This is a genomic window from Collinsella tanakaei, from assembly GCF_016900375.1.
Classification (GTDB): Bacteria; Actinomycetota; Coriobacteriia; order Coriobacteriales; family Coriobacteriaceae; genus Collinsella.
Genome location: NZ_JACJKB010000004.1, coordinates 148,314 through 165,424, shown reverse-complemented (window position 1 = coordinate 165,424; position 17,111 = coordinate 148,314). Strand labels below are relative to the sequence as shown.

Annotated in this window: 17 protein-coding genes and 1 pseudogene; 10 read left to right on the top strand and 8 right to left on the bottom strand. The window is 63.5% G+C overall.

The features are described from left to right. Nucleotides 1-45 precede the first annotated feature (45 nt). Nucleotides 46-474 (top strand): FKBP-type peptidyl-prolyl cis-trans isomerase, encoded by a 429-nt coding sequence (locus tag H6A16_RS04285; protein WP_204616432.1) that lies wholly within the window; start codon nt 46-48, stop codon nt 472-474. A 168-nt stretch (nt 475-642) separates the two neighbouring features. After that, nucleotides 643-999 carry a metal-dependent transcriptional regulator gene (locus H6A16_RS04280; RefSeq protein WP_204616431.1) on the top strand — a complete coding sequence of 119 codons (357 nt, stop codon included), beginning with the start codon at nt 643-645 and terminating at the stop codon, nt 997-999. 218 nt (nt 1,000-1,217) lie between these two features. Here H6A16_RS04280 and H6A16_RS04275 read toward each other — a convergent pair whose 3' ends face one another. From H6A16_RS04275 to H6A16_RS04265, 3 genes are all read right to left on the bottom strand, one after another. After that, entirely contained in the window at nt 1,218-3,128 is a 1,911-nt protein-coding gene (locus H6A16_RS04275; RefSeq protein ID WP_204616429.1) for a heavy metal translocating P-type ATPase, read from the bottom strand. 139 nt (nt 3,129-3,267) lie between these two features. Beyond that, nucleotides 3,268-3,486, bottom strand: a complete 219-nt coding sequence (locus H6A16_RS04270) for a cation transporter (RefSeq protein ID WP_204616427.1) — start codon at nt 3,484-3,486, stop codon at nt 3,268-3,270. Between the two features lie 21 nt (nt 3,487-3,507). Beyond that, nucleotides 3,508-3,840 carry an ArsR/SmtB family transcription factor gene (locus H6A16_RS04265; protein WP_204616488.1) on the bottom strand — a complete coding sequence of 111 codons (333 nt, stop codon included), beginning with the start codon at nt 3,838-3,840 and terminating at the stop codon, nt 3,508-3,510. Nucleotides 3,841-4,090: 250 nt separating this feature from the next. Here H6A16_RS04265 and H6A16_RS04260 point away from each other — a divergent pair, with 250 nt between their 5' ends. Further along, the gene (locus tag H6A16_RS04260; RefSeq protein ID WP_204616425.1) at nt 4,091-4,744 is read left to right on the top strand and encodes a hypothetical protein; all 654 of its coding nucleotides are present in this window, start codon (nt 4,091-4,093) and stop codon (nt 4,742-4,744) included. A 9-nt stretch (nt 4,745-4,753) separates the two neighbouring features. After that, complete coding sequence (locus H6A16_RS04255) at nt 4,754-4,993, top strand: helix-turn-helix domain-containing protein (protein ID WP_204616423.1); 240 nt, start codon at nt 4,754-4,756, stop codon at nt 4,991-4,993. A gap of 133 nt (nt 4,994-5,126) precedes the next feature. On the opposite strand, the pseudogene H6A16_RS11065 reads toward H6A16_RS04255, so the two are convergent. Both H6A16_RS11065 and H6A16_RS04250 read right to left on the bottom strand, forming a co-directional pair. After that, a pseudogene (locus H6A16_RS11065) lies at nt 5,127-5,321 on the bottom strand (Abi family protein); the annotation flags it as partial. A gap of 302 nt (nt 5,322-5,623) precedes the next feature. Next, nucleotides 5,624-6,589: a 3'-5' exonuclease gene (locus H6A16_RS04250; RefSeq protein ID WP_204616421.1), complete on the bottom strand. Its 966-nt coding sequence runs from the start codon at nt 6,587-6,589 to the stop codon at nt 5,624-5,626. A 166-nt stretch (nt 6,590-6,755) separates the two neighbouring features. Here H6A16_RS04250 and H6A16_RS04245 point away from each other — a divergent pair, with 166 nt between their 5' ends. Beyond that, nucleotides 6,756-7,799: a putative manganese transporter gene (locus H6A16_RS04245; RefSeq protein WP_204616419.1), complete on the top strand. Its 1,044-nt coding sequence runs from the start codon at nt 6,756-6,758 to the stop codon at nt 7,797-7,799. A 463-nt stretch (nt 7,800-8,262) separates the two neighbouring features. Here the strand turns inward: H6A16_RS04245 and H6A16_RS04240 are convergent, their stop codons facing one another. The 3 genes from H6A16_RS04240 to H6A16_RS04230 form a co-directional block, all read right to left on the bottom strand. After that, a complete protein-coding gene (locus tag H6A16_RS04240) occupies nt 8,263-8,769 on the bottom strand; it encodes a DUF188 domain-containing protein (RefSeq protein WP_204616416.1) in 507 nt (168 codons plus the stop codon). Nucleotides 8,770-8,805: 36 nt separating this feature from the next. Then, complete coding sequence (locus tag H6A16_RS04235) at nt 8,806-9,573, bottom strand: MerR family transcriptional regulator (RefSeq protein ID WP_204616414.1); 768 nt, start codon at nt 9,571-9,573, stop codon at nt 8,806-8,808. Nucleotides 9,574-9,662: 89 nt separating this feature from the next. Beyond that, nucleotides 9,663-10,475: a helix-turn-helix domain-containing protein gene (locus H6A16_RS04230; protein WP_204616412.1), complete on the bottom strand. Its 813-nt coding sequence runs from the start codon at nt 10,473-10,475 to the stop codon at nt 9,663-9,665. Between the two features lie 285 nt (nt 10,476-10,760). Here H6A16_RS04230 and H6A16_RS04225 point away from each other — a divergent pair, with 285 nt between their 5' ends. The 5 genes from H6A16_RS04225 to H6A16_RS04205 all read left to right on the top strand — a co-directional run bounded on the left by H6A16_RS04225 (nt 10,761) and on the right by H6A16_RS04205 (nt 17,029). Continuing rightward, complete coding sequence (locus H6A16_RS04225; RefSeq protein ID WP_204616410.1) at nt 10,761-11,435, top strand: DUF1287 domain-containing protein; 675 nt, start codon at nt 10,761-10,763, stop codon at nt 11,433-11,435. Nucleotides 11,436-11,797: 362 nt separating this feature from the next. Continuing rightward, complete coding sequence (locus H6A16_RS04220; protein ID WP_204616408.1) at nt 11,798-12,706, top strand: glycyl-radical enzyme activating protein; 909 nt, start codon at nt 11,798-11,800, stop codon at nt 12,704-12,706. Nucleotides 12,707-12,710: 4 nt separating this feature from the next. Next, the gene (hypD, locus tag H6A16_RS04215; RefSeq protein ID WP_204616406.1) at nt 12,711-15,242 is read left to right on the top strand and encodes a trans-4-hydroxy-L-proline dehydratase; all 2,532 of its coding nucleotides are present in this window, start codon (nt 12,711-12,713) and stop codon (nt 15,240-15,242) included. Between the two features lie 45 nt (nt 15,243-15,287). Further along, nucleotides 15,288-16,088, top strand: a complete 801-nt coding sequence (gene proC, locus H6A16_RS04210) for a pyrroline-5-carboxylate reductase (RefSeq protein ID WP_204616405.1) — start codon at nt 15,288-15,290, stop codon at nt 16,086-16,088. Nucleotides 16,089-16,309: 221 nt separating this feature from the next. After that, a complete protein-coding gene (locus tag H6A16_RS04205; RefSeq protein WP_204616404.1) occupies nt 16,310-17,029 on the top strand; it encodes a YczE/YyaS/YitT family protein in 720 nt (239 codons plus the stop codon). The last annotated feature ends 82 nt before the right edge of the window (nt 17,030-17,111 follow it).

Genomic DNA, 17,111 nt, shown 5'->3' with positions numbered 1-17,111 from the left:
CCGCATCCACGAGGGATGCGGCAGAGATAGAAACGAGGGACATACATGTCCAACAACGGCAAGAAGGTCCGTGCGCATTATCGCGGCACCCTTGACGACGGCACCCAGTTCGATTCCAGCTACGACCGCGGCGAGCCCATCGAGTTCACCTGCGGCGCGCACCAGATGATCGCCGGCTTCGATGCCGCGGTCATGGATATGGAGGTGGGCGAGAAGAAGACCGTCCACATCCCGTGCGCCGAGGCCTATGGCGAGCGTCGCGATGATCTGATTCTGCATTTCCCGGCGGCCCAGGTGCCCAATATCGAGCAGATCAAGGTCGGTGACCGTCTGTTCCTGTCCGGCCCGGGCGGTCAGCCCGTCCCGGTGACCGTGGTGGCGGTGGACGCTGAGGGCGTCGACCTCGATGCCAACCACGAGATGGCCGGTAAGGACCTCAACTTCGAGATCGAGCTCGTCGAGGTGCTGGGGTAACCTGAATTTCCATATGAGTGTATGAGTACACGCGCCCGCTTTGCCTCCATGCGAAGCGGGCGCTTTCTTGTGCAGGAGCGGTTCAAATCCGCGTTACGGTTTGACACGGTGAACTTGTTGGGTTAGGTTAGTTTTAGTTAACTATTCTGCCTACGGAGAGGACACGCCATGCGCTTGCGTGAATCGGGTGAGGACTACCTGGAAGCGATTCTGGTGCTGCAGCAGAAGAGCGGCGCGGTTCGCGCCATCGATGTCGCGGGTTACCTAGGAGTCACGAAGGCAAGCGTGTCCAAGGCGTCCTCCGTGCTGGAGGACAAGGGTCTTATCGAGGTCGTGAAGCGCGATGTCCGCCTGACCGAAGAGGGGTCGCGGGTGGCACACGAGATCCTGGAACGCCATGTGTTCTTCCGCGATCTGCTCATCGCCGCTGGCGTCGATGCCGACACGGCCGCCGAAGAAGCCTGCCACATGGAACACTGCCTCTCCGAAGACAGCTTCCAAAAGCTGCGCTCCCACCTGTCATAGCGTTTCCGACCAAACCGTGCGCAGCACACCCCACACACAAAGAGGGCGAGCCCAAAGGCTCGCCCTCACCATATTTGTTCCCGCCAGCTCGGTTCGGTGGATGGCCGATGGCGGCTTCGTCAACGTAGGGAGGCCCCACGTATTCCCCATGCGCGCAATCCCGCAGGCGAAGCCGAGGACGCGCGCATGGGGAATACGTGGGGCCTCCCGGTGGGGGCCTATACCCCCTTCACCCGCATAGCCCTCATCGCATTCAAAATCGCTATCATCGCCACGCCCACATCGCCAAACACCGCGAGCCACATGTTTGCAATGCCGAGTGCCGCAAGCACCAGGATGCCGATCTTCACCGCAAGCGCGAAGATGATGTTCTGCCACACGATGCGCATGGTCTTGCGCGCGATGCGGATGGCGAGCGAGATCTTGGACGGCTTATCGTCCATCAGCACGACGTCGGCGGCCTCGATGGCGGCGTCGGACCCCATGGCACCCATGGCGATGCCCACGTCGGCGCGCATGAGCACCGGCGCGTCGTTGATGCCGTCGCCCACGAAGGCGAGCTTGGCATCGCCGCGCTCAAGGTTGAGCAGGCGCTCGACGGCGCTCACCTTGTCGGCCGGAAGCAGCTGCGCGTGCACCTCGTCCAAGCCGAGCTGCTTGCCCACGGCCTCCGCGACATCGCGACGGTCGCCGGTGAGCATGACGCACTTGGCCACGCCGGCCGCGTGCAGATCGCGGATCGTCTGCGCGGCGTCGTCTTTCACCACGTCGGCGATCACGATATGGCCCACGTAGGTGTCGTCCACCGTCACGTGCAGGATGGTTCCCGTTAGCTCGCAATCGTGCCAATCTACGCCATGCTCCGCCATGAGCTTGTCGTTGCCGACCATCACCACGTGCTCATCCACCTGCGCAGAGACACCGTGTCCCGATTCCTCATGCGCATCGGCGATGCGCGCCTGGTCGATCTCCCCGGAGTAAGCCTCGCGGATGGAGACCGCGATGGGGTGGTCGGAGAACGCCTCGGCGTACGCCGCGTGCGAGAGCACGTAGTCGGGGTCAACGCCGGCTTCGGGGTGAATCGCCACGACGTTAAAGGTGCCGTTGGTGAGCGTGCCCGTCTTGTCGAACACGACGGTATCGACCTTCGAGAGCAGCTCGAGGTAGTTGGAGCCCTTCACGAGGATGCCCAGCTTGGAGGCACCGCCGATGCCGCCGAAAAACGACAGCGGCACCGAGATCACCAGCGCGCAGGGGCACGAGACCACGAGGAAGGTCAGGCCGCGCAAGATCCAGTCGGACCAGGCGCCCATGCCGAGGATGGGGGGCACCACGGCGAGCACCACGGCGGAGATGGTCACGATGGGGGTGTAGACGCGGGCGAAGCGCGTGATGAAGTTCTCGGTGCGCGCCTTCTTCTCGCTCGCGTTCTCCACGAGCTCGAGGATGCGCGAGACCGTGGACTCGCCGAACGGCTTGGTCGTGCGGATGTGCAGGATGCCCGTCATGTTGATGCAGCCGGAGATGATGTCGGCACCCGGTTCCACATGGCGCGGGACGGACTCGCCGGTGAGCGCCGCGGTGTCGAGCTGCGAGACGCCCTCGGTCACGATGCCGTCGATGGGCACGCGCTCACCAGGTTTGACGACGATGATGTCGCCGACCTGGACCTCGTCGGGATCAACCTCGACGAGCTGGCCGTCCTGCTCGATGTTGGCGTAATCGGGCGCGATATCCATCATGGCGCTGATGGATTTACGGCTCTGGCCCACAGCGTAGCTCTGGAAGAGCTCGCCGACCTGGTAGAACAGCATGACCGCGGCGCCTTCGGCCATGTGCGGCTCGGTTTCGGGGAACAGCACCATGGCGAACGCGCCGATGGTGGCCACGGTCATGAGGAAGGCCTCGTCGAAGGCCTGGCCGCGGCGGATGTTGCGCCACGCCTTGTAAAGGACGTCGTAGCCTGCGATGAGGTAGGGGATAAGGAAGAGCACGAAGCTCGCGTATACGTCGCCCGGCGTGCCGAACAGCGCGGTCAGGGTGCCGGTCTCCTCGAGCGCGAAGATGGCGGCGAAAATGGCGAGCGCGATAAGGATACGGTTCCTCCAGCGCTTCTGCTTCTTGTTCATGATTCGATCACCTGGGATGTTCTATACTCGATGGGTCAACGGTATGAGTTGTGCCGGTTGATTCGAAGCCGCCCGCGCCTGCCCGCGCGGGCGGCTTTTTGGTTCGCATGAAAGTTTGGGACCTGTCCTCAAACTTTCATTAGCGAAGGATCTCGCAGTCGGGTTCGATGTCGGCGGTGAGCTTGACCACGCGCTCGAGCACGTCATCGAACTGGTCGTCGGCGGCGGTGAGCGTGAGCTTCTGCGTCATGAAGTTCACGCTGGCCTTTTCGACGCCCTCGAGCTTGCAGATGGCGTCCTCGAGCTTCTGGGCGCAGTTGGCGCAATCGATCTCGTCGAGTTTGAATGACTTACGCATGGTGGTTCCTTTCTGTATTTGCTATTCGCAGATGTGGCTCATGCCCTGGTTGAGCATGGTGTAGACGTGGTCGTCGGCAAGCGAGTAGTTGATGTTGCGGCCGTCGCGACGGAATTTCACCAAGTGCGACTGCTTCAAGATGCGCAGCTGGTGGGAGACCGCCGATTGCGAGGTCGAGGTGGCCTCAGCGATATCGGCCACGCACAGCTCGCGGCCCATGAGGGCGTAGAGGATCTTGATGCGTGTGGTGTCGGAGAACACCTTGAACAGGTCAGCAAGGTCGTAAAGAAGCTCCTCATCGGGGAGGTCTTCCGGCGAGCAGCTGGTTGCGAGCTCATCGGGCTCATGGGCCATGGTGAAGGCCTGTTCCTCGCCGGAATGTTCTTGAGAAGCGTTCATTTGTGCCTCCTTTCAACATATGAACAATCGTTCATACTTCTATCATCTCCGATTATATGAGCGCATGTTCATATGTCAATGGTTTTCCGATTTCTTTCGCCGAACGGTTCCTTCGTCTGTGAAGGAGTGAAATCAAATGAAAAGATTTAATGATAGTCGTTAAATCTGGGTATACAGATAGCGAAACCCCATCGGGGGGGCAAACATGTTCAGCCCAACGAATTGGCAGCGCATCGACCTGCGCAAACTGGACCGCGCGCAGACGCTTGAGCGCATGGCGAAGGAGGTCGGCGGAGTGGCGACGGCATTTCGCGTCATGGGCGGGCTTCTGCTGCTCTTTCTTGCCTGCGGCGCTCTGTTCGTTGCGGCTCTGATCGTCCCGAAGCTTATCGGCGCCGGATGCCAGATTCAGGGGATGCCCGGTGGGGCGGATGATCCCTTTACCGGCATCGAGTTCGCAACTGCCACGCGCGATGCTACGTTTACGTTGGTATTTCCCGACGGACAGACGATGATTGCAGGCACTGGCATGTGGATATGCAGCATCGTTATCTGCCTGCGTGCCAGCAGGATGCTCCGCGCGATCGTTCAGACCAAGCGGCCGTTCGATGGTGGGCGCGTGCGCGATCTGATGGAAATCGGACAGCTGCTGATGTTCCAGGGCCTCGTGCTGCCCATAGCCGGCTCCGCTCTTACTTGGGCGCTGCTGCGGATTATCCAGTACCAGGGGAATCTCGAGCTGAGCATCATCGGTCCCTATCAGGGATGCTCCATCATCGTGGGCCTTGTGCTCATGGCCATCGCACGCATCTTCGAATACGGCTGCATCCTGCAGGATCAGGACGACCGACTGCTGTAGGATGGTCCCATGATCGTGACGAGACTCGACCGCGTGCTCGCGGATAGAAAAGTGACCAGTAAGGAGCTGTCGGAGCGCATCGGCATCTCACAGGTGAATCTGTCGCGCCTGAAGACCGGCAAGATCAACGCCGTGCGCTTCTCGACGCTTGAGGCCATCTGCCAGGCGCTCGACTGCCAGCCCGGCGATTTGCTGGAGTACATCCCCGATGAAGAGCTGTCGGAACGCCTGGGGATGACAGGGGAGTAGCGGCGTAGTATTCGGTCGATGCTATCCGGCATTCGATAGTATCGATCTCCAGTTTTCTGGAAATCCCATCGGCAGAAGGGATACGTCCGGACGCTGCTCGAATGCGTTCAAAAGGTCTTCGTATAGGTGCTATTGCATTCCACATCCAATTGCGGAGGTCGGCGTCAAGTTCATAGGTGTCCCAGATTTGCTCGAAAGTGACACCGGGTTTGAATCGGTTGTCTCCTTCGTAGGTAAGCCAGTAGCCACGAAGTCGGTAGTAATTCGATTCGGCGAGTCCTCTTGTTGCAAGAAGCCTGTCATTGACGATAAGGCCGCGGCCAATCATGAGGTCGAGCTGCTCTTCGAAGGACAGGGGCGGTTTCATCGAGATAGAAAACGACCCCGCCTGGTTCGCTCCATATTCATGGGTCGCGTGCGGGGTACTGTTCCCAAGAATAGTATGCATCCCGTCTCCTTCAAGCAATGCCGCTCACCGAATACGCAGAGCGTACGAATCAATTCTTGAAGATTATATATACTATATAATATGAGTTATCAATACTTAAAAAAGACTACTCTATCATTTATAGATACGGGGCCGGCTCCATATGAAGCCGGCCCCGCCAGAATGCGTTGTGTAACTGCAGCCTAAGCCTTGAACATGCTCTTCCTATTGAACTCTGCCTGCACGGTGCGCAGCATGAGGTCGGTGTCCTCGAGGCCCAGATGGCGCTCGTCGGCATCGGCGGCCAGCGTGCCGCGGCGGCGCGCCCAGTTCTCGAGCGAGGCCGGTGCGCTCTCGCGCGGAAGGGTGCGGACCTCCTCGTCAATGGAACGGCAGATCTGGCGCGTATCGATGGGGATGATCTTGCCCGCGCGGCGAAGCTCAGCGTAGCCGGGCAGGTGCATCATGAACCAGGAGTCCTCGAACGCGGCGTTGTGCGCCATGTAGGGATACTTCTTCATGAGCTTGAGCAGCGTCTTGTGAAGTGCCGTGTTCTGACGGAACGGGATCTTGCCGTCGATGTCCGCCCACTCGATGTGGTGGATATCGGCCAACGGCACGCCGGCTTCGCGGTACATCTCGGGCAGGCCGCAATAGTGGGCCTCGGCGTCGTGCGGCGTGGCGTCGCTGGTCATCTCCATGATCTCCCAGCCCACGTTGATGATGTAGCCGCGCTCGGGCGCGCGGCCGGTGGTCTCGATGTCGATGCCTAGCACGCAGCCCTTGATGGGCTTGCGCACCCACTCGACGGCGTAGGCGTCACGGTCGCCGCGGACGGCGCGCGCGATCACGTTGGCGCCGCGGCCCTGCAGCTTGCCGATGCCGGCGCAGGTGTCGTCGTCGGAAAGCGAGCGCGCGAGCAGCGGGGAGGAGAGGTTGCGCAGACGCGCCTCGCCGATCTGGTCGCACAGCTCGCGGTTGCGGTCGGCGAGTTCCAGGATCACGTCGAAGGAGAAACCGGGCTCGTCGTTCGCGCGCCACTCATCGATGAGGGCCTTCATGGCCTCCTCGCCGCGCTGGCGCTCGGATTCCATGGCGTCGTAGTCGCCATAGATGAACATGGGTATAAAGGGCTGCATCGAGTACTCGAGTGCCTGGTTGACGTTCACGCTTCATCTCCTGTTCTTGTGAATAGTTTGCCTTGTGAAACTAACGTAGCTACAATACCGGAACCCAAGCCGGCGGAGGAACTTCGCTCGCATTCCACACATGGCAGGCAAAAGGGGACTACCCTTATCTGCCGGGAAACGATTATACGAAAGGGAGCGCCGCTCCATGGAACATATAACCCATTTCGTTCTGCATGCATGGGAGGACACGCTGCCGCTCGTGCCGTTCCTGCTGGTCACCTACCTTGCGCTCGAGGCGCTTGAGCACGCGGCGGGCGATCGCGTCAACGCGGCGGTACGGCGCGCGGGTGCGGCGGGGCCTGTGGTGGGAGCGCTGCTGGGCATCGTGCCGCAGTGTGGGTTTTCCGCCATGGCGGCCACGCTGTATGCGGGTCGCGTGATCACGCTCGGCACGCTCGTGGGCGTGTTTCTGTCCACGTCCGACGAGATGCTGCCGATGCTTCTGGCCGAGCGCACCGATGCGGGCTCGCTGGCATTCGTCCTGCTGGTAAAGGCGGCGATCGCCGCGGTGACGGGCCTGCTGATCGATATCGTTTTGCGCGCGCTGCGTCGTAATGCACGGGCCCACGAGTCGCTGCGCCGGTTTGCGCGCGGTTCCGGTCGCGCCGGCGCCGCTGCCGACGAGGACCTGATCGACGAGATGGCAGGCGCCGGTGAGTCGGCTGACCATATCCACCGCCTGTGCGAGTACGACCATTGCGGCTGCGACGACGATGTCGCCGAAGAGCGCGACCGTGCGGGACACGATGATGCCCACGAGCATGCGGGGCATGACCATCATAGCCATGATCATGGCCATGGCGGCCTGCGCTCCATCGTGAAGAGCGCGCTTTCGCATACGATTCAGGTGAGCGTGTTCATCTTCCTGGTTACGTTTGCTCTGGTGGCGCTGCTCGAGACGGTGGGGGAGAACGTGCTTTCGGACTTCCTGTCCAGCAATGCGACGCTCGCCGTGTTCGCAAGCGCGCTTGTGGGCCTCATCCCCAACTGCGCTGCGAGCGTGGTCATCACGCAGCTGTACCTCGAGGGCGTGCTGGGTTTCGGTGCGCTCATGGCCGGCACGCTCGTGTCTGCTGGTGTGGGTTTCCTCGTCCTGTTTCGCACCAATCGCAACGTGCGCGAGAACGTCATCATCATCGTGATGCTGTACGTGATCGCAATCGTATGGGGGTTGATCCTCGGTGCGTGATGCGCCGGTCGGCGCCGCCGATCGCTTTCTATGCGGACTCGAGCCCTTCAGGGCTTGCCGAGGTGGTTGGAGGCGCGCCTTTGGGTCTGCCCGGGCGCTGCCGGAGTGATCCGAGGGCCCCCGCAGGCTTTATTTGGGCACTGAGTGGGTCAATATAATCAAGTTAGTTCAGATATGCGTTACCTACGTGGTCGATAGGCTGACAATCTCAGGCTGCAAAAGAGCATTTGGCCGTATCGTGGGCCCAAAAGGCGGGCGTTTCGAGCATCTAAGGTGCAGAAAACAGCCAATACGGTCTCGGTTATAATCCCATCAATCCGGTGTACTTACGCATATCTGAACTAACTTCAGCACAGGGCTCCTTTTCACTGGCAAGGTGCGCAACGAGAAGGCTCAATCAGCTCTTTTTTCGAGTGCTGTGCGCACCTGGCAACGCGAGATGCTGCGCTGCGGCCGGGCTACCTCAGCTCAAGAGCTCGGTGAGGTTGCGGACAAAACGCTCGCGATCCTCATCGGTAAATGCCGCGGGGCCGCGCGTGCGCCCTCCGGCGCGTCGGACCCTCTTTTCCTCGTGGCGGATGAAAAGGTCCATGTCGATGGTCGCGCGCGAGTAGATGCGCCCGCGCACGCCGATGGCGGCCGCCCCGCGGCCGAGTACCATGCTGGCAAGCCCGATGTCCTGCGTGACCACAACGTCATCGGGCTGCAGGCGCTCGACGATGGCGAAGTCCGCGCTGTCGGCGCCGATGGACACATCGAGGACCTCGACCCAGAAGCCGGCATGCGTCGCGTCGCGCCCGCGGGCGTGCTCGGCATCACGCGGGTCGTCGCGACGGACATGCCGCGCGAGGTTCTGCGTGGTGTTGCCGGCGATGACGGCGGGCACGCGCGCACGCCGCGCGCAGGCAAGCGCTTCCCGCGTGACAGGGCAGGCGTCGGCATCGATGTAGAGGGTGCGGGCTGCGCTCACGTTTGCTCCTTGCTCGGATGTATTCCCGAGGTATTCTCACATACCCGCGTGCGCGAGGATGGCGTCGCGCAGCCAGTCGGAGGCGCCGGGCGTGGCGCGATCGTAATAGGCGCGGAACCGCTCGTCGGCCACATAGCTCTCCGCGAGGCCGCGGTGCGCCTCGGGCGAGTAGGCCGGCCAGGTATAGCTGAGCCATCTGCGGTGCAGCTCGCAGATGTGGGCGCCCTGCGGGCCCGCGGGATCTTCGCCCTCACGCACGGCGTCGGCGAGCGCGTCGAGGATCTCGGTCTCGAGTACACGCCAGGCCTCGTAGTCGTCTTTGCTCATGTTCAACATCTTCCGGTTGCTCTCGTCCGCAGCGTCGTTTCCGTAGCGCTCGCGCGTCTCAGTGCCGTAGCGACGCTCGTTGTCCTCGACAAGCTCGCGCTTGAAGCCTTCGAACTTCTCGTTATCTGCCATGTCCATCTCTCCTTTCAGATGCGCAAGGGTGCGCTCGACGGTTTCGATCAGCTCATCCAGGCGGGTGCGCTCAGCCCGGAGCTCTGCGAGGTGTCGGCTGAGAGCCTGCCGCCGCTCGCCTGCAGACCTGCTCAGCAGCGGTCCGATATCGCGCACCGCCACGCCAAGATGCCGCAGCAGCAAGATTTCCTGCAGGCGGTCGACGTCTTCGCTCGTGTAGCGGCGGTACCCGTTTTCCGCCTCGCGCGCCGGTGCGAGCAGCCCTGCCTCCTCGTAGAAGCGTAGGGTGCGCACGGACACGCCGGAAAGCTGTGCGAGCTTGCCTATGGTGTAGCTCGTTTTCATCTCGACACCTCCTTGCGCATACGATAAACCCTTACGTAACGGAGGGGTCAAGCATCAGCGCACAGGAGAACGTGTTTTTAATCGAGCGTTTATTCGTCGCGCACGAGGTTGCGGTCGTAGTCGCGCATGAGCAGGATCGCGCACGCGACGCCGAGCGCAAGCGGGCGGGTAGCATCGTCGACGACTTCGAGCGAGAAGGCGAGCTGCGGCCCCGCCGGGAGCGCGCAGACGCGCACGAGTGGCCTGCCCTCCCGCGTCACGCCGAACTCCGGTCCCAAGACGTTGCCGTCGAAGGCGAGGGACTCGCCTTCGAGGCGATAGACCGTCGCGATGCCCTCGTCAACTTTGAGGTCGCGCTTGAGCTGAACGCGCCCGAAACCGTCCATGCGTATGTCGTAGTACGGGTAGAACAGCGCCCGGCCGCGTCGGATACCCCCGATGGAGCGCCCGCCTTCCTCCATGCGGTACCCTGCCGCGTTGAACCATGTCCAGCGACGGACAAGGCGGATCGAGTCCGCCGTGCCGCCCGGTTCGGTGATGCCGATGGCGGGATAGGTGTCCAAGATGGGGTTGTCGGCGGGGGACGGCATATCGACGCGCCACGCCGGCATGCCGTCCTCAGGGTTCCGGCCGACCTGGACCGCCGCGCCGCCGACCATCAGCAGATGGTTTCGATCGCGCTCCAGGGCGCGGGCCATGACGTTGGCGTCTTCGTTCACCATTGTGTCGATGGAGATGCCAAACAGTGCGCTCATAAGGACGAAGCTCTCGATATCTGGGGTCGTGGCGCCGCATTCCCAATTCGAGATCGTGTTGCGCGACACCCAGAGCGCCTGGGCGAGCTGCGCCTGCGACATTCCGTATTCCTCGCGACAGCTGCGGATCCGCTCGCCGATGTTCATGGTTGCCTCCCTTGTTCGTCATCCCGCACGGATCGTATATCCGCAGTATGCCCCGTGCGTCCCGGCCGCGGGGCGAGAGACGTGCCCAATGTCTTTGGCATGCGGGCGCGAACGCCGTCGGGCTGCTGTCGAGCTGCTGCCCGAGCGTCTTCGGGTCATCGTTGAGCTGCGGTCAAACTACTGCTGACACGTCCTCGGAGTGTCAGCGGGCCGCCGAAAACCGCCCGCATGCGATAATGGGACCACCTCTTATGAGTCGGTCCCTTTCGAGCGAGGAGGTGGGCTGTGGCAAGGCGGACGATTGGTCGATGGGTCGCGGTGGCCGTGGCGGCGCTGGCGCTCGCGGCCGTGCTCGCGTCCCTCGTCGGGGCGGGTCAGCTGTGCATCACCTCGGCCGCGCGACCGCCGGACCGTTATGCGGGGGCGATTCCCGCATACGTGAGTCTTTCGGACCGCGACGGCGACGGTATCGACGACCAGACCGATATCCTGCGCGGCGCGCTTGCCTACGTGCAGATCCGGCCGCACTACAAAAGCGTCTACTATGCGGGCGGGTATCCGGATGACGGGTACGGCGTGTGTACCGACGTGGTGGCCGCGGCGCTGCGCGCGGCGGGCTACGACCTCATGCGCCTGGTGGCGGACGATATCGCCGCGGCTCCGGAGGCGTATGGCATCGAGACGCCGGATGCTGCCATCGACTACCGGCGCACGGGCAACCTCGAGGTGTACTTCGCGCGCAACGCCGAGGCGCTCACGTGCGAGGTGTCCGATATCGAGGCGTGGCAGGGTGGCGACATCGTGCTGTTCGATGGACACGTGGGCATCGTGTCCGACCGGCGCGACGCGCGCGGCGTGCCCTACCTCATTCACCACGGGAGCCCGTTTCAGCTCGCCTATGAGGAGGATCGGCTGGATTCGTACGGTACGATCGTCGGCCACTATCGCCTGGGACGCTGATGCCCTTCCTGGGGAAGGGTTGCCCTCCCTCGCCCCATACCCAGAGAGGACGCGTGCTTGCCGTCGTTGAGGGAACATGGCACCTCTTCGGGACGGGCCGCGGGCACCTCGGTGCCTGCGGCCCGTCCTCGCCCTGCGGACTTCTGCGAAAAAGCTGGTGTTGTGGGTTTGTAATTGCAAAAACTCGGGACTTCGGATGGATTTTGAGGCTCGGGTCCGCATCGGCTCCTTTTCTGCCTGCGGAAACGCGAGGTCAAAAGGCCGCTTGTCTGGACCCGGGCGGAAAAATCCGTCCAAACTCCCGGGTTTTTGCAATAGCGACCTTCGTGGGACAATGGGAGCGTGTTTTCTCAGGAGGTTGCATGCCGTTCATCTTCAACATCCAGCGGTTCTCGACGCACGACGGACCGGGCATCCGCACGACGGTGTTTTTCAAGGGCTGCCCGCTTGCGTGCGCGTGGTGCCATAACCCCGAGTCGCAGACCTTCGAGCCGGAGCTCATGGTGGACGAGGAGCGCTGCACGGGCTGCGGGTCGTGCATCGCCGCCTGCCCCGAGGGGGCCATCGCGCGCGACGCGGCAGGCCGCGTGGTTACCGACCGCGCGCGCTGCACGGCGTGCGGTGCCTGCGTGAACGCGTGCACAGGCGGCCTGCGCGAGATCGCGGGCGACCAGCAGCCCTCGGCATCCGCGCTCGCACGCCGCCTGCTGGCAGATCGCATGTTCTTCGAGCGCTCGGGCGGCGGCGTCACCCTGTCGGGCGGCGAGGTCCTGGCGCAGGATGGCGTCTATCTGGAAGAGCTCTGCCGCACGTTGCACGGCGAGGGCGTCCACGTCGCTATCGATACCTGCGGGCAGGCACCTTGGGGGAGCATCGAGCGATTGCTTCCCTATGTCGACCTGTGGCTGTTCGACGTGAAGGCTCTGGATCCGGACGTCCATGCGCGCTACACGGGGCTCACGAACGAGATCATCCTGTCCAATCTCGAGCGGCTGGCGCAAGTCGGGGCGCGCATCAATGTGCGCGTGCCGGTCGTGCACCCCGTGAACGATAGCATCGAGGACATGGAGGCGCTCACGGCCTACGTTACGAGTCGGCTTGCCGGTGCGCGCGTGAGCCTGCTGCCGTATCATGCAACTGGAAACGGAAAGTATCAGCGGTTGGGACGCGAGGCGCATGGCGGCTTCGCGGCGCCGACCGACGAGCAGATGGAGCGGCTGCGCCAGTTGCTCATCGACCGAGGAGTCATCGATGTGGAAATCGGAGGATAGCGATATGTCGGATATCGAGACGCCCGCGTCTGCGCCCGCGCGCGACGGCGGCTTCGCGGGGCTTCACGACCACGCGCTCGTCGCCATCGAAGGCGCGCTCGCTGCCGTCCGCTCGCATGCGGCGCCCACGCGCGCGACCTCGCATGCCACCTGGGCGGACGACCGCGGCATGAACGAGCGCGTGAAGCGCTTGCGCCATCAGTCCGAGACCACCCAGCCCTACCTCGATATGGAGCGCGCGCTCATCGAGACCGCGACTTACCTGCAGCATGAGGGCAGCGTCTCCACGCCGGAGCTGCGCGGTCTGGTGCTGCGCGACTACTTCGCCAACAAGACCATCTCCATCGAGCCCGGCGAGCTCATCGTGGGCGAGAAGGGGCGTGGACCCCAGGCGGCGCCCACCTTCCCGGAGCTCTGCTGCCATACGCTTGCCGACATGCACAACATGAACGACCGCGAGCAGGTGAACTTCCTCGTCACCGACGACGATCTCGCCGCGCAGGAGCATATCGTCATCCCGTACTGGCGCACCCGCGCCTCCCGCGAGAAGATCATGCGCGCGCAGACCCCCGCGTGGCACGATGCCTTCGAGGCCGGCATCTTCACCGAGTTTTACGAGCAGCGCGCGGGTGGTCACACCTGCTTGGGCTCCGAGCGCGGTGTGAGCGCCGGGTTCGACGAGATCCGCGCGGACATCCAGGCGGCCGTCGACGCACTCGACTACATGGTAGACGAGGACGCCGTTGCCAAGCGCGATGAGCTCTCGGGCATGCTGATCGCCCTCGATGCGGTCACGATCTTGGCCGAGCGCTACGCGGAACTCGCCGAGCGCATGGCCGCAGGCGAGCCCGACGCCGCGCGCGCGGCCGAGCTCAAGCAGATCGCGGACAACTGCCGCACCGTGGCGCACGGCCGTCCGCAGACCTTCTGGCAGTGGATCCAGCGCTACTGGTTCATCCACCTGGCTATCACGAGCGAGACCAACCCGTGGGACGCCTACACGCCGGGCCGCTTGGATCAGCACCTTATCCCGTATTACCGTGCCGACGTGGACGCCGGCAGGCTCGACCGCGAGCATGCGCTCGAGCTGCTCGAATGCCTGTGGGTCAAGTTCAACAACCAGCCTGCGCCGCCCAAGGTCGGCGTCACGCTCAAGGAGTCCGGTACCTACAGCGACTTCGCCAACATCAACACCGGCGGCATCACGCCGGAGGGCGGCGACGGCGTGAACGAGGTGTCCTACCTTATTTTGGACTGCATGGACGAGATGATGTTCATCCAGCCCAACTCCAACGTGCAGATCTCGCGCAAGACGCCGCGCCGCTTCCTGCTGCGCGCCTGCGAGGTCGCGCGCGCCGGCTGGGGTCAGCCGGCGTTCTACAACACCGAGGAGATCGTCGACGAGCTGCTGGCGGCGGGCAAGAGCCTGGCCGACGCTCGTCGCGGCGGGTCGTCGGGCTGCGTGGAGACCGGCTGCTGGGGCTACGAGGCATACCCGCTGACCGGATACTTCAACCTGCCGAAGATCCTCGAGATCACGCTGCACGACGGCGTCGATCCGCGCACGGGCAAGCGCATCGGCCTGGCTACGGGCGACCCGCGCACCTTTGCGACCTACGAGGAGCTCTTCGAGGCCTACCTCGCGCAGATGCGCCACTTCATCGACATCAAGGTTCGCGGCTCGAACGTCAACACGCAGATCTGCGCGCGCGAGAATCCCGTGCCGTTCATGTCGCTCATGACGGAGGACTGCATCGCGCGCGGCCAGGACTACAACGCCGGTGGCGCGCGCTATAACACCACCTACCTGCAGGGTGTCGGCATCGGATCGATCACCGACGCGCTCGCGTCGCTCAAATGCAACGTGTACGATGAGGGCCGCATGACGATGGACGAGCTCATGGGCGCCCTGGACAGCGATTTCGCGGGGGAGGAGGGCGCCCGCATCCGCGGCATCGTGAGCCGCCGCACGCCTAAGTACGGCAACGACAACGATTACGCCGATGACATCATGCGCGCGGTGTTCGACGCCTTCCGCGATTACGTGACGGGCCGCCCCAACATGCGCCGCGGCGAGTGGCGCGTCGACATGCTGCCCACGACCTGCCACATCTACTTCGGCGAGGTCACGGGCGCATCGCCATCGGGGCGCCGTGCGGGCGAGCCGGTGAGCGACGGCATCTCGCCCGAGGCCCACGCCGATGTGTGCGGCCCCACGGCGGTCATCGCGTCGTGCGCCAAGATGGACCACGCGTCGACCGGCGGCACGCTGCTCAACCAGAAGTTCGCGCCTGCTGCCATCGAGGGCGAGCGCGGCCTGTCCAATCTGGCGGATCTCTTGCGCACGTACTTCGACATGGGCGGACACCACATCCAGTTCAACATCATTGACCGCGCGACGCTCATCGACGCGCGCGCGCATCCCGAGAACTACCGCGACCTCATCGTGCGCGTGGCGGGCTTCTCGGAGAAATGGTGCAACCTGGGGCGCGAGCTGCAAGACGAGATCATCAACCGTACGGAACAGGGGTTTTAGCGACAAGATGGGGCCAGGTCCAATCTTGTCGGAGAGGAGATCGATATGGCTAAGGAACTGGCGCTGATCGGCTGCGGCAACATGGGCAGCGCGATCGCGAAGGGCATCGTGGGCGCAGGGCTCATCGCGCCGGGCGACATCGTGGTGTCCGACGTTGCCGAGGCTTCCCAGCAGCGCCTGGCGACCGAGCTGGGCTGCACGGGCACCTGCGACAACATCGAGGCGGTGCGTGACGCCAAGATCGTGCTCATCGCCGTGAAGCCGCAGTATCTGGACGACGTCGTGCGCGGGTTCGCGCCGGCGGTGGCCGACGACGCGCTGGTGGTGTCCATCGCCGCCGGCGTGACGATCGCGCGCCTGGAGGGCCTGCTCGGCGAGGGCCGCAAGATCGTGCGCGTCATGCCCAACCTGCCCGCGATGGTGCTCGCCGGCATGAGCTCGCTTACGCCCAATGCGCAGGTGTCGGCCGACGAGATCGCGCATGTGAAGGAGCTGTTCGAGAGCTTCGGTCGCGCCGAGATCGTGCCGGAGCACCTGATCGATGCCGTTATCGCCGCCTCGGGCAGCTCGCCTGCGTATGTGTGCGTGTTCATCGAGGCGCTGGCCGACGCCGCCGTCGCTGAGGGCATGGCGCGCGCCCAGGCGTACACCTTTGCGGAGCAGGCGGTGCTGGGCACGGCGAAGTACCTGCTCGAGACGGGTTTGCATCCGGCGGTGCTGAAGGACATGGTGTCGAGTCCCGCCGGCACGACGATCGAGGCCGTCGCCGCGCTCGAGGCGGGCGGCATGCGCGCCGCGGTGATCGACGCCGCTCGCGCGGCAGCCGCGAAGAACCGCGCGATGTAACGGCGACGCGCTGACAGGCCGTTACGGGGCGGGCCCATCCGACCGACATGCATCGGTCCGATGGGTCCGCCTCGTTGTATGAACTTCTTGTGGGCGAGCAGTTGCTCTCAATGAATTTTGCCATCGCCAGGTTGTCTGCGCGCGGAAAGCGGGCATATACTGAAGCAAGAAATGCAAACGTTTGCATAGTGGGAAAACAGCGCGCGAGACAGGGGATCGAGATGGTGTTCGGAACGAATCGTTCATTCGGCTTCAGGTGCGCGCAGATGGTTGTCGGCCTGCTGTTCATCGGTGCGGGCATCGCGCTTGCCAAGGCCACCGCAACCGGAACGTCTCCCATCTCCTGCATCCCCGCCGTCATGACCGAGATCTGCATCCGCTACGACCTGCCGCGCATCTCGCTTGGCGTCTTCTCGTTCCTCTTCAATGCCCTGCTGCTCCTGGGCGAGATCATCCTGCTGCGCGGCAAGATCAAGCCGACCATCTTTTTGCAGCTCGTTCCGTTGGCCGTCATGACCGTTTCGATCGACGTGTGGGCGATCCCGTTCGGCTTGCTTCCGCTCGACAGCTACCTGAGCTGCCTCATCGCGCTGTTCATCTCGGTCGTCTTCATGTCGATCGGCGTGTTCCTCGAGGTGGACGCCGAGGTGCTCGCCGTGCCGGGCGACGAGTTCGTCAAGGTCCTCGCTCAGGTGACCGGCGAGCCGTTCTCGGTCATCAAGACGACGTTCGACTGCTCGCTCATGGCGTTTTCCGCCTCGCTTTCGCTCATGATGCTCGAGGGCCTGTTCGGCGTGCGCGAGGGCACCGTCGTGAACGCGATGCTCGTGGGCATCTTCATCGGGTTCTGGCGCCGTCTGTTCGGCCGCGAGGGCGGCAGGCAGACCGCCCAGGAGGCCGAGGCCCACGCCATGCTGGAGGAATCCTTCGAGGAGGCGTAAAGCCCGCCTTTGGACCCGGCCGCTTCGAGCCGTCATGCATGCCGACAGGGGCGATGTCGCGCGCAGGGGATTGGTGGTACCC